This is a genomic window from Bradyrhizobium sp. BR2003 (assembly GCF_009720285.1).
Lineage (GTDB): Bacteria > Pseudomonadota > Alphaproteobacteria > Rhizobiales > Xanthobacteraceae > Bradyrhizobium > Bradyrhizobium elkanii.
In genome coordinates, this window is the sequence record NZ_SMYJ01000032.1 from 86,429 (window position 1) to 98,965 (window position 12,537).

A 12,537-nucleotide genomic window follows, 5' to 3' on the forward strand; every position below is an offset into this window, starting at 1 on the left:
ACCTTTTTCTTGCTGTCATTCCGGGGCGATGCGCAGCACCGAGCCCGGAATTTCGACGTAAGGAACCTCTGGATTCCGGGTTCACGCTTCGCGTGCCCCGGAATGACGTGTTTGCTTTCGTAGGATCAATTCAAGATGATCACGTCGTCGTCGGGCTTGCCGGCATACAGCTTCTCGACCAGTGCGGCGCGGCGTTCGAGGCCGGCGCGCTGGTTGATGTAGCCCTTGTCGGTGAGTTCGTTGCCGTCGATCGACGGCGGCTCGACCATCAGCATCGCACGCGCGATGCGCATGCTGCTGCCGGTGGTGGACGCGTTGTGCACCTGCAAGCCCTTCTTCAGGCACGCGACCACCTCGGGATGCCGGATCACGTCCTCATAGCTTGCATCGGCATTGCCGACGAGCTGGCGGCAGGCGTGCAGGTTCGGCCAGCACAGCAGGCCGATGAACTCACGGTCCTGCCCCGCGACCAGCGCGTCATGCACGACCGGCGTCGCGGCTGATATCGCGTCGGTGCGCAGCGAGCCGACATGGACGAAGGTGCCGGTGGTCAGCTTGAAATCCTCGACCACGCGGCCGGCGAAGATGATGCCCTGCAACGGATCCGCCGGATCGACGAACACGCCGGCATCGCCGATGCAGTAGAAACCCTCCTCGTCGAACATCTTCGCCGTGAGGTCCGGCTGGCCGAAATAGCCGGGCGTGACGTTGACGCCGCGCAGCCGCAATTCGTATTTCGAGCCGCACGGCACCATCTTCAGCTCGACGCCGGGGAACGGCAGGCCGATCAGGCCGACGCGCTCGGTGTCCCAATAGGTGCCGGTCGAGGTCGGCGCGGTCTCGGTCGAGCCCCAGCCGGTGTAGAACACGATGCGCTCGCCCGTGGTCTTCACCGCCAGCGCCTGCATGCGGTCATAGAGATCGTCGGGCAGCCGCGCGCCGCCATAGGCCATGATCGAGAGGTTCTTGAAGAAGCTCCGGCACAGCGCCTCGTCCTTCTCCATCGCGGCGGCGAGCGCGGCGTAGCCGGCCGGCACGTTGGCGTAATAGGTCGGCGACACCTCGCGCAGATTCCTGATGGTCTCCTCGAACTGGCCCGGCATCGGCCGGCCGTCGTCGATATAGAGCGTGCCGCCGTCGACCAGCACCGGATTGAACGCGGCGTTGCCGCCCATCGTGTGATTCCACGGCATCCAGTCGAGCACCGTCGGGATCGGTCCCTCCGTTTCACGCGGGCGCACCTGCATCATCATCGCCGCGTTGGCGCACATCATCTCCTGGGTGTTGATGACGGCCTTGGGCATGCCGGTCGAGCCCGAGGTGAACAGCAGCTTGCCGACGGTCTTGGGCGTGATCTTCGCGATGGACTCGCCGACCGCAGCCGTCACCGGCGTTGCCGCGAGCGCCGCGAAGGCGACGCTCTTCACGCCTTCGCAGGGACGCAGGACGTGGACGACCGTGATGCCGGTGAGATCGATTGCCTTCAACGCCTTCTCGAAGGTCGGGCCGTCCTGCACCATCACGACGGCGGGCTTGATCAGGTTGAACAGGTATTTGAGCTTGAGATGATCCTGGCTCATCAGCGAATAGGCCGGCGACACCGGCGCGGCCGGCAGCCTCGCCTGCATCGCGGCCTGCGTCATCAGCGCGTGCTCGATCGAATTGCCGGAGAGGATCGCGACCGGCCGGCCGTCGCCAACGCCGAGATCGAGCAGGCCTTGCGTCAGCGCATCGACGGTGCGCCTGGCTTCCCCATAGGAGACCTTGCGCCACTGCCGGTCGGGACCGCCGCGTTGCGCGAGCCAGATCCGCTCCGGCGCCTGCGCCGCCCATTTGGCGAGATAGGCCGGAATGTGCGTCTCGTAGGCCTGGAGCGGAATCCGCGACTTCAGGACGACGGCGCCGTCACCGCGCCGCTCGACCGCGATGTCACGTGCGAGCCAATCCACCTTGCGAAAGGCAGGTTTCGTCAGCATCGCCGCGTCTCCATCCATTTTGCGTCTCCCGGAATTCTTGTCCTTTAGAGGATCTGTTCTCAGCGCCTGATATAGACAGGCTTTCGTTTCTCGAGAAAGGCCCTGATGCCTTCCTGGAAATCCTCCGAGCGGCTGCACAGCACCTGATTGCGATCTTCCATCGCGATCACGGCCTCGATCGAGCCGGCATCGACGCTCATGTTGATGCATTCCTTCGAGAGGCGGAGACCGACCGGCGAGGCCGTCATCATCGCCTCGACATAAGGATTGGCCGCGGCATCGAGATCGGCGGCCTCCACCACCTCGGACACCAGGCCGACCGCAAGCGCGCGGTCGGCATGGATGAAGCGCCCGGTGAGGATCAATTCGGAGGCAACCGACACGCCGACGAGGCGCGGCAGGAAATAGCTGGTGCCGATGTCGCAGCCGCCCAGACCGAGCTTGATGAAAGCGCAATTCATCCGCGCGTTCTTCGCCGCGATGCGGATGTCGGCGGCAAGCGCCAGCGCGAAGCCGCCGCCGGCGGCCGCGCCCTGCACCAGCGCGATGATCGGCTGCGGCGCGCGCCGCATCAGGATCACGATGTCGGCAATGCGGCGCTGCGAGTCCAGCGACTCCGTGACACCGGGCGGCTCGGCCTGCCCGCCGCGGCGCGCCATCGCGTGCTTGAGGTCGAGCCCGGCGCAGAAATTCGCACCGGCGCCCTTCAGCACCACGACGCGGATGTCGCGATTGCGCTGCAGGCCCTGGAAATAGACGTTGAGCGCGTCGATCAGCGCCGGATCGAGCGCGTTGAGGCTCTCGGGGCGATTGAGCGTGACCCAATCGACCCCGTCGTGATGTTCGATCAGCAGCGGCTGAGACACGCGTTACTCCTGCGTCTGCGGATGCGGTGCCTGTTATTGCGCCCTCTCCCCTTGCGGGAGAGGGCAAGCGCGGCGGTGCCACGTGCTCGTTTCGGAGAGGGGTGCCCGCGGAGAGACCCCCTCTCCCGGCAGCCTTCGCTGCCGCCCTCCCCCGCAAGGGGGAGGGTAAGCAGGCGGAATTCACCGTTAGCGGGGCGCCATACGGATGGCGCCGTCGAGGCGGATGGTTTCGCCGTTGAGCATCGGGTTCTCGACGATGTGGACGGCGAGGTTGCCGTATTCCGAGGCATCGCCGAGGCGGGCCGGATGCGGCACCTGGGCGCCGAGGCTCTTGCGGGCTTCCTCGTTGAGACCCATCAGCAGCGGTGTCAGGAACAGGCCGGGCGCGATGGTGTTGACGCGGATCTTCAGGCTGGCGAGGTCGCGCGCCGCCGGCAGCGTGAGGCCGACGACGCCGCCCTTCGAGGCGGAATAGGCGATCTGGCCGATCTGGCCTTCATAGGCCGCGACCGATGCGGTGTTGATCGCGACGCCGCGCTCCTCGCCGATCGGGGCTTCGGTCGCCAGCCGCTCGGCAAACAGCCGCAGCACGTTGAAGGTGCCGATCAAATTGACGTTGATGATACGGACAAACTTGGCCAGCGGATAGACGCCGTCCTTGCCGACGATGCGCTGCGAGCCGCCGATGCCGGCGCAGTTCATCAGAACGCGCGCGATGCCGTGCGCGGCCTCGGCCTTGGAGATAACAGCCTTGATCGCGTCCTCGTCGGTGACGTCGGCATGCAGGGCGACGCCCTTCACCTCGGCGGCGACCTTCTCGGCGTTTTCCTTGTTCTGGTCGATCACGCCGATCTTGGCGCCCTTGGCCGCCATGGCGCGCGCGGTTGCGGCACCAAGGCCGGAGCCACCGCCGGTGATGAGAACGGCAACGTCTTTCAACTGCATGGATACAACCTTTCCTTGGGCGTTTCTTCTCTAGACTTCGAACTTGTTATCCGGCGGCGACCGCTGCCGTTTCCTTGTCGGGATTGAGCACGCCGCCGAAGATCAAGGCTTCCATGTGCTTGATGTACTCGCGGCAGACCTCGTCGGTGACCGGACCGACGCCGACCGCGCGCGACATCGCGTGGCGGCCGAAGAACAGATGATCGCAGGCGCCGATCAGGCTGGTGTAGAACAGCACCGGATCGATCTTGCGGAATTCGCCGGCCTTGATGCCTTCGGCGAGCAGCCGGCGGTGAAAATCCAACAGCGGCGCGACGAAGAATTTCGACACCTCGTTCGCGGCGGCCGGCGAGCTCTCGTGCAGCAGATAATGGATCAGCCGGTTCATATAGGGAAACTGGTGATAGGCGCGGATGATGCCGCCGATATGCAGCCGCAATTTCGCGGACGGCGTGATCGGCTGGCCGATGAGATATTCGAGCTGCGATATCTCGGTAGCGGCGTCGCGCGCCAGCAGCGCCAGTAGCAGCCCGTCCTTGTTGCCGAAATGATATTTCACCAGCGCGGCGTTGACGCCCGACTTCTGCGCGATGTCGGACAGCGAGACCTCGATGGAGGCGCGCTCGATCATCAGCTCGCTGGCTGCGACCAATAGCTTGTCGGCGGTGGCATTTTTGCCGGCCGGAAGTTTCGTCGGTACGCTGGTATTCAACTGCGCTCTGGTCCCGCTCAGTGTCAGGGTTCGACGGTAAATCGAGGCCGCACATAAGCCCATGGCGGGGCCGCACTCAAGAGTTAATTGATTGATTGACTAAATGCTGAGCCGCCCCTTAAATCCGGCCCAACTTTCAGACCGCCCAATCCGGAAACATCAGGGAGATCAGACATGGCCGAGGCATATATCGTCGCCGCCGCTCGCACCGCGGGCGGCCGCAAGGGAGGGCGTCTCGCCGGCTGGCATCCGGCCGATCTGGCCGCGACGGTGCTCGATGCGCTGGTCGAGCGCGCCGGTGCCGACCCCGCGCAGGTCGAGGACGTGATCATGGGCTGCGTGATGCAGACCGGCGAGCAGTCCACCAACATCGCGCGCAACGCGGTGATGGCCTCCAAGCTGCCGGAGAGCGTGCCGGCCACCTCGATCGACCGCCAGTGTGGCTCCTCGCAGCAGGCGCTGCACTTCGCGGCGCAGGCCGTGATGTCCGGCACGATGGACTGCGTGATCGCCGCCGGCGTGGAATCGATGACCCGCGTGCCGATGGGCCTCGCCTCCTCGCTGCCCGCCAAGAACGGCTTCGGCCACTACAAGAGCCCGGGCATCGAGGCGAAGTATCCCAACATCGTCTTCAGCCAGTTCACCGGCGCGGAGATGATGGCCGAGAAGTACGGCCTGTCGAAGGACGAGCTCGACGAATACTCCTATAACAGCCATCAGCGCGCGATCGCGGCCACGCAGGCCGGCCATTTCAAGGACGAGATCGTGCCGGTGACAATCACCCGCGCCGACGGCTCGACCGACACCCACCACATCGACGAAGGCATCCGCTTCGACGCCAGCCTCGACGGCATCAAGGGCGTCAAGCTGATCGCCGAGAACGGCAAGCTCACCGCGGCGAGCGCCAGCCAGATCTGCGACGGCGCCTCCGGCGTCATGGTCGTCAACGAGAAGGGCTTGAAGGCGCTCGGGGTCAAGCCGATGGCGCGCATCCATCACCTCACCATGATGGGCGGCGACCCCGTGATCATGCTGGAAGCGCCGCTGCCGGCAACCCAGCGCGCGCTGCAGAAGGCCGGCATGAAGATCGACGACATCGATCTCTTCGAGGTCAACGAGGCCTTCGCCTCGGTGCCGACCGCGTGGCTGAAGACCACCGGCGCCGATCCGGCCCGGCTCAACGTCAATGGCGGCGCAATCGCGCTCGGCCATCCGCTCGGCGGCAGCGGCACCAAGCTGATGACGACGCTGCTGCATGCCCTCAAGCAGCGCAACAAGCGCTACGGCCTGCAGACCATGTGCGAAGGCGGCGGCATGGCCAATGTGACGATCGTCGAACGGCTGTGAGAACGCCTGACCTTTAAGAAGCGTTTGAGAGGCCGCAAGAGCCTCCATACAAAGGGTGTCGTCCCGGCGTTGAGCCGGGACTCATAACCACAGGTCGATGTGGTTATGGCGAGCTGAGGCCTCAGCTCATTTCAATAGATAAGATCGGTGGTCATGGGTCCTTGCTCCCGTGCGCAATTGCGCACTAGGCAGGGACGACCACCTTGTTTGAGGAAACGTCTGTGACCCATCCGTCGATCCACGCGCGTACCCATCCGAACAAGATCGCCTACCAGATGGCAGGCAGCGGCAAAGCCATCACCTATCGCGAGCTCGACGAGCTTTCGAACCAGGGCGCGCATCTGTTCCGCTCGCTCGGCCTGAAGGCCGGCGACCACATCGCGCTGCTGATGGAAAATCGCCTCGCCTTCATGGAGATCTGCTGGGCCGCGCAGCGCTCGGGTCTCTATTACACGGCGATCAGCCGCTATCTGACGGAAGAAGAGATCGCCTACATCATCAAGGACTGCGGCGCGAAGGTTTTCATCACCACCCCGCAATGCGCCGACAAGGTGAAGGGTCTGATCAAGGGCGAACCCGGCGAGCCGCTGTTCTACATGATGGACGAGCCCGCACCAGGCTTCCGCTCCTATGACAAGGAGGCCGGCGCGCAGCCGACCACGCCGGTTGCCGACGAGGTCGCGGGCTACGACATGCTGTACTCCTCCGGCACCACCGGCCGGCCCAAGGGCATCAAGAAGGAGTTCGAAGGCAACCGGATCGACGTGCCGAACCCGTTCCTGCGGATTCTCACCGCCGACATGTGCGGCATGAACGCCGACAGCATCTATCTCTCGCCGGCGCCGCTCTATCACGCGGCCCCGCTGCGCTTCAACATGATGGCGACCGTGCTCGGGGGCACTTCCGTCATCATGGAGCATTTCGATGCCGAGGAATTTCTGAAGCAGGTCGAGAAGCACAACGTGACGCAGTCGCAGCTGGTGCCGACTATGTTCGTGCGCATGCTGAAGCTGCCCGACGAGGTGCGTGCCCGCTACAAGGTCTCCTCGCTGAAGGGCGCGATCCACGCCGCGGCGCCCTGCCCGGTCGACGTCAAGGCCAAGATGATCGAGTGGTGGGGACCGATCCTGATCGAGTATTACGCCGGCTCCGAAGGCAACGGCGTCACCGTCTCGACCTCGCAGCAATGGCTGACCCACCGCGGCACGGTCGGCCGCGCGGTGGTCGGCAAGGTCAAGATCCTCGACGAGAACGACGAGGAGGCGCCGACCGGCCAGATCGGCCAGGTCTATTTCGCCGACGCCCCGGCGTTCTCCTATCACAACGATCCGGAGAAGACGAAGAAAGCCTACAACGCCAAGGGCTGGTCGACGCTCGGCGACGTCGGTTACCTCGACGAGGAGGGCTTCCTCTATCTGACCGACCGCAAGAGCTACATGATCATCTCCGGCGGCGTGAACATCTACCCGCAGGAGACCGAGGACGTGCTGATCACGCATCCCGCGGTGTCCGACGTCGCGGTGTTCGGGGTGCCGAACGAGGAGATGGGCGAAGAGGTCAAGGCCGTGGTGCAGCCGCACGACATCACCAGGGCTGGCAAGGAGCTTGAGGCCGAGCTGATCGCGTTCTGCCGCCAGCATCTGTCGCCGATCAAATGCCCCAGGAGCATCCACTTCGAAGCCGAACTGCCGCGCACGCCGACGGGGAAACTGGTGAAGCGGCATCTGCGCGACAGGTACTGGCCGAAAGTGGCGGGCAAGGCGTAGATCGGCAGTGCGGGCGCGGGGCCAGAGCGCCCTCGCCTGTCCTTCAAATATCCCCCTTAAGGGGGATCACCGCTTGACGGAAAGCCGGTTCAAAGGCGGCAACATTTAAGCCATAATGAAGGCGTGCGGATAACCGGATGCGGGGGTCCCATGGCCTTCTGGAATTTGTTCGGGAAAGTTTCTGACGAGGAAACCTGGAAGCAGATCGATCAGGCACCGATACCTGTCGGTGCCGGTCGTATCTGGCTCGCAGACAAGGACGGCAACGTCGTCCGGGCGATGGCCTGGACGTGGCGGATCATCAAGCGCCGTGAACCCGGCAAATATCTGCGCTGGATGAAACGTGCCCCCCACGCCAAGCAACCTCCGGCGGCGGCGATGCAAGAACTTGCGGCCGGTAACTGACGACACCCAGGTCTCAGAGGCACTTTGCCGATGCCCGGACCTGTCCCGCGCATGACGCGTTTGGCAAGACCGCGCAAATCGCACGCTCGAAAGCCCTGCATGATCGTCCGCTACAGATCTTCCGCCGGTTCGCAGGCGGCGGAGGCCGCGGCGCGCAAATGCAACTGACCGTGCTTACCTGATGCCGCGGTGGTCCACTGCGCATCGATCTGCTGAAAATCCTCCGACAGCTTGCCGCGGTGGCTGCCGCCGGTCTCGAACACGACGTTGCCGTCGGGCGACCGTTCGAAGATCTCGACCTCGAGATCGGACAGCCGGATGAACATCTGCACGCCGATCTTGGTCACGCGACGGCCGACCTCGTATGAACCGCAGCCGAGCGCCTCCGCGTTCTGCTCGTTCAAGGCCTTCACCTTGTCGAAGGTGATGACGATGTTCTGCACCGTGTTGTCGCCGTCCCACAGGAATTCGCCGATATAAGCGTGCGGCAGTTTTTCGGTCAGCTGCTTGATATCGGCGGCACGCACCGCCGAGATCACCAGCAGGCTTGCGGCCACGATCATGAGACCCGGAAGCGACGTCCAGCCGGGCTGCTCTGCAATCCTCGCGTGGCGCATGCGGTATGCATCCCCTGGGTAAAATTGCTATCGTTCAATAATGACCGTCAGCATACAGTGAAATGCGCTGGTTCTGCGGCGATGCCCACAGGTGATCTGCACAATGGAAGCCCTCCCCGACGTCCCCGTCCCGCTCCCCTCCACCATCCGCTCGCGTTATGTCGACGGGATCAACGGCCTGCGCATGCATGTGCTGGAAGCGGGCTTTGAAACAGCCGGCCGGCCTTGCCTGTTGCTGCTGCACGGCTTTCCGGAGCTGGCGTTTTCCTGGCGCAAGGTGATGCCGAAGCTCGCCGCTGCCGGGTATCACGTCATCGCGCCGGACCAGCGTGGCTATGGCCGCACCACCGGCTGGAGTGCGAAGTATGACGGCGATCTCGCATCATTCCGCCTGCCCAATCTGGTGCGCGATGCGCTCGGGCTGGTCGCAGCGTTCGGCTACAAGCACGTCGATGCAGTGATCGGGCACGATTTCGGCTCGTCGGTCGCGGCGTGGTGCGCGCTGATCCGGCCCGACGTGTTCCGCGCGGTCGTGATGATGAGCGCGCCGTTTTCGGGTCCGCCGTCGCTGCCGTTCAACACCGCGAGCGCGCCGGCAAAGCCCGCGAGCGAAGACCCCGTGCATCGCGCGCTCGCGGCGCTGCCGCGGCCGCGCAAGCATTACCAATGGTACTATTCGACGCGCCCGGCCAATGACGACATGCATCGCGCGCCGCAGGGCGTGCACGACTTCCTGCGCGCCTATTACCACCACAAAAGCGCGGACTGGAAAGACAACAAGCCGTATCCGCTGCAATCCTGGTCGGCGGGCGAATTGGCAAAACTGCCGACCTATTACGTGATGGATCTCGCCAAGGACATGGCTGCTACCGTCGCTGAGGAGATGCCGCCACGCGAGGCGATCGCCGCCAACACATGGCTGCCGGATAGTGAGCTCGCTTATTACAGCGCGGAGTATCAGCGCACGGGATTCCAGGGCGGGCTGCAATGGTATCGCTGCGGCACCTCGGGCGCGTTCACCCCGGAACTGCAGACCTGGAGCGGCCGCACGATCGACCAGCCGTCCGCCTTCATCTCGGGCAAGCAGGATTGGGGCACCTATCAGCGGCCCGGCGTGTTCGAGGCGATGCAGACGAAGGCCTGCACCAACATGGTCGGCTGCCATCTGGTCGACGGCGCCGGCCATTGGGTGCAACAGGAACAGCCGGATGAAGTGAGCCGGTTGCTCCTCACATTCCTGCGAGAGGCCGGCGCGCAGCGTTAGATGCCCGTTCGGCCGTCGCGTCGCATCCCGTTGATCTCACGCGTCTTCTTCGCTCAACCCGCGCGGCTTGCCGGTGCTGCGGCAGCGAATCCCGGCCGATCCGGATTTGACCCGGGGCCGGTGCGCTCATATAGTTTAGAACTATTCTAATTCTAAACTCAGTGAACAAGGCGTGGCCGTGAAGAACTTTGCCGATCTGACCGAGCGCGAGGTGCTGGCGGTCGCGATCGCCTCCGAGGAGGAGGACAGCCGCATCTACATGACGTTCGCGGAAGATCTCGCCGAGCGCTATCCCGACACCGCCAAGATTTTCGAGGAGATGGCGGAGGAGGAGCGCGGCCATCGCCATCGACTGCTGGAAACCTACGAGCAACGCTTCGGAGCGCATCTGCCGCCGATCCGGCGCGAGGATGTCAAAGGCTTCCTGCGCCGGCGCCCGATCTGGCTCACCAAGAACCTGCCACTCGACACCATCCGCAAGGAAGTCGAGACCATGGAGCTGGAGGCCGAGCGCTTCTATGCCAAAGCCGCCGAGAAGGCCGAGGATGTCGGCGTGCGCCGGCTGCTCGGCGATCTCGCCGAGGAGGAGAGGGGTCACGAGAAGCTCGCGGTCAAGCTGACCGGCGAGATCCTCAAGCCCGACGTGCGCGCGGAGGAAGACCGCACGCGGCGGCGGATGTTCGTGCTGCAATATGTGCAGCCTGGCCTCGCCGGATTGATGGACGGCTCGGTCTCGACCCTGGCGCCGCTGTTCGCCGCCGCCTTCGCCACGCATCACAACTGGCAAACCTTCCTGGTCGGGCTTGCCGCCTCGATCGGCGCCGGCATCAGCATGGGCTTTGCCGAGGCGCTGTCCGACGACGGCTCGCTGACCGGCCGCGGCTCACCCTGGCTGCGCGGCCTGACCTGCGGCTTGATGACGACGCTCGGCGGGCTCGGCCACACCATTCCCTATCTGGTGCCCGACGCCTGGCCGAACGCATTCTGGATCGCGACCGCGATCGCCGGGATCGTGGTGTTCTTCGAATTGTGGGCGATCGCCTTCATCCGCGCGCGCTACATGGACACGCCGTTCCTGCAGGCGGTGTTCCAGATCGTGCTCGGCGGCGCGATCGTGCTCGCGGTCGGCATCCTGATCGGCGCGGCGTAGCCGCTTGAGGCAAAGATGCGACCGCACCGGCACCTCGCCAGCATAGTGCTTCTTGCAGCGCCGCCGCTGCTCGGCTGGAGCGGACGCGCGCATGCGACCGACGAGATCCAGGTCTACAATGCCGGCATCGCGGAGGTCGGCCAGTTCACCATCCAGCAGCATCTCAACTATGTCGGGATCGGCCAGAAGGATCCGCCCTTCCCCGGTGGCTTCGCCTCCAACCACAGCCTCAACGGCACGCCGGAGTTTGCCTATGGCATGACGGACTGGTGGGAACTCGGACTCTATCTGCCGTTTGCCGTGCAGGACCGGCAGTTCCTGTCCGACGGCTTCAAGCTGCGCACGCTGTTCGTGTCGCCCAACGCAGACAAGCGCAACCTGTTCTACGGCATCAATTTCGAGTTCAGCTACGAAACGCCGAAATTTGCGCAGACCCGGTTCGGCATGGAGATCCGCCCGATCATCGGCATGCGCAACGCGGATTACGAGTTCATCGTCAATCCGATCGTCGACATCGGCTTCGGCAAACATGGCGAGGCGGATTTCGCGCCGGCCGCGCGCGTCGCTCGCAAGCTGAAGGACGATCTGTTCGTGGGATTGGAGTACTACGCCGACTTTGGCAAGATCGGCGCCTTCAGTCCGCTCGCCGAGCAGCAACACACGCTGTTCGCGGTGACCGACTTCAAGCTCGGCGAGTTCGACGTCAATTTCGGCGTCGGTTACGGCCTCACGCCGGCGTCGGACCGTCTCGTCGTCAAGACGATCATCGGATATGCCTTCCCGGTACCGGGCGCCAAGGGAACGGAGCGGGCAAGCGCGAACGGCGCCATCAATCCGCTGGCGCATCTGTCCGCACGCAGCACGCCGTTCTAGATTGAGCCGACGACCTCAATGCGGATTGAAAGTCCATGACCGACCGTCTGCACTACGGCGCCACCGCCAAGCTGCTGCATTGGGTGATCGTCGTCCTGCTCGCCGTGCAATACCCGATCGGCTGGCTGATGCCGGACATTCATCACGGTCAGTCTCCGGGTGCCGCGATGACGTTCCATATCTCGTTCGGCATCGTCATCCTTGGTCTCATTGTGCTGCGGTTTGTCTGGCGATTGACGCACCCGGTTGCGCCGGAAAGCTCGCTCCCGCCGTGGCAGCGGCTGAGCTCGGAAGCCGTGCACTGGATGCTCTATGTCCTCGTGCTGGCGACGACAGTCAGCGGCTGGCTGTTTGCATCGTTTCGCGGCTGGAGCGTCTCGTTCTTCTACATGATGCCGCTGCCCATGCTGGCCTCCGACAATGCCGCGGCAGGCAAGGCGATCGATGGCCTGCATCAGGCCGCGGAATGGTCGCTGCTGGTTCTGATCGGCCTCCACGTCACGACAGCGCTGGTCCATCTGCTGATCTACCGTGATCGCATCATGCAGCGCATGCTTCCGAGCTAGGCGTCAGCGCAATTGCGATCAAGCCGGTCTTGCCCGCCTGCCCCATTCTG

12 protein-coding genes are annotated in these 12,537 nt (G+C 64.2%); 7 read left to right on the forward strand and 5 right to left on the reverse strand.

All coding sequences use genetic code 11. The features are described 5' to 3' along the window. Positions 1-125: 125 nt before the first annotated feature. From E2I15_RS27060 to E2I15_RS27075, 4 genes are all read right to left on the reverse strand, one after another. Complete coding sequence (locus E2I15_RS27060) at positions 126-1,994, reverse strand: AMP-binding protein (protein WP_137481040.1); 1,869 nt, start codon at positions 1,992-1,994, stop codon at positions 126-128. 41 nt (positions 1,995-2,035) lie between these two features. Then, entirely contained in the window at positions 2,036-2,842 is an 807-nt protein-coding gene (locus E2I15_RS27065; RefSeq protein WP_137481039.1) for an enoyl-CoA hydratase/isomerase family protein, read from the reverse strand. Between the two features lie 186 nt (positions 2,843-3,028). Next, positions 3,029-3,787: an SDR family NAD(P)-dependent oxidoreductase gene (locus E2I15_RS27070; protein WP_137481038.1), complete on the reverse strand. Its 759-nt coding sequence runs from the start codon at positions 3,785-3,787 to the stop codon at positions 3,029-3,031. Positions 3,788-3,833: 46 nt separating this feature from the next. Then, on the reverse strand, positions 3,834-4,562 hold the full coding sequence (locus E2I15_RS27075) for a TetR family transcriptional regulator (RefSeq protein ID WP_137481037.1): 729 nt from the start codon (positions 4,560-4,562) through the stop codon (positions 3,834-3,836). Between the two features lie 111 nt (positions 4,563-4,673). Between E2I15_RS27075 and E2I15_RS27080 the strand changes: the two genes are divergently transcribed. The 3 genes from E2I15_RS27080 to E2I15_RS27090 all read left to right on the forward strand — a co-directional run bounded on the left by E2I15_RS27080 (position 4,674) and on the right by E2I15_RS27090 (position 8,017). After that, the gene (locus tag E2I15_RS27080) at positions 4,674-5,846 is read left to right on the forward strand and encodes an acetyl-CoA C-acetyltransferase (protein WP_137481036.1); all 1,173 of its coding nucleotides are present in this window, start codon (positions 4,674-4,676) and stop codon (positions 5,844-5,846) included. A gap of 221 nt (positions 5,847-6,067) precedes the next feature. Beyond that, positions 6,068-7,612 carry an acyl-CoA synthetase gene (locus tag E2I15_RS27085; protein WP_137481035.1) on the forward strand — a complete coding sequence of 515 codons (1,545 nt, stop codon included), beginning with the start codon at positions 6,068-6,070 and terminating at the stop codon, positions 7,610-7,612. 150 nt (positions 7,613-7,762) lie between these two features. Continuing rightward, on the forward strand, positions 7,763-8,017 hold the full coding sequence (locus E2I15_RS27090) for a hypothetical protein (RefSeq protein ID WP_137481034.1): 255 nt from the start codon (positions 7,763-7,765) through the stop codon (positions 8,015-8,017). A 110-nt stretch (positions 8,018-8,127) separates the two neighbouring features. Here E2I15_RS27090 and E2I15_RS27095 read toward each other — a convergent pair whose 3' ends face one another. Beyond that, positions 8,128-8,634, reverse strand: coding sequence for a hypothetical protein (locus E2I15_RS27095; protein ID WP_137481033.1), 507 nt, complete (start codon positions 8,632-8,634; stop codon positions 8,128-8,130). 103 nt (positions 8,635-8,737) lie between these two features. Between E2I15_RS27095 and E2I15_RS27100 the strand changes: the two genes are divergently transcribed. From E2I15_RS27100 to E2I15_RS27115, 4 genes are all read left to right on the forward strand, one after another. Then, positions 8,738-9,898, forward strand: a complete 1,161-nt coding sequence (locus E2I15_RS27100; RefSeq protein WP_137481032.1) for an alpha/beta fold hydrolase — start codon at positions 8,738-8,740, stop codon at positions 9,896-9,898. Positions 9,899-10,076: 178 nt separating this feature from the next. Beyond that, complete coding sequence (gene mbfA, locus E2I15_RS27105) at positions 10,077-11,048, forward strand: iron exporter MbfA (protein WP_137481140.1); 972 nt, start codon at positions 10,077-10,079, stop codon at positions 11,046-11,048. A 15-nt stretch (positions 11,049-11,063) separates the two neighbouring features. Next, the gene (locus E2I15_RS27110) at positions 11,064-11,921 is read left to right on the forward strand and encodes a hypothetical protein (RefSeq protein WP_137481031.1); all 858 of its coding nucleotides are present in this window, start codon (positions 11,064-11,066) and stop codon (positions 11,919-11,921) included. Positions 11,922-11,956: 35 nt separating this feature from the next. Further along, positions 11,957-12,487, forward strand: a complete 531-nt coding sequence (locus E2I15_RS27115) for a cytochrome b (RefSeq protein WP_137481030.1) — start codon at positions 11,957-11,959, stop codon at positions 12,485-12,487. The last annotated feature ends 50 nt before the right edge of the window (positions 12,488-12,537 follow it).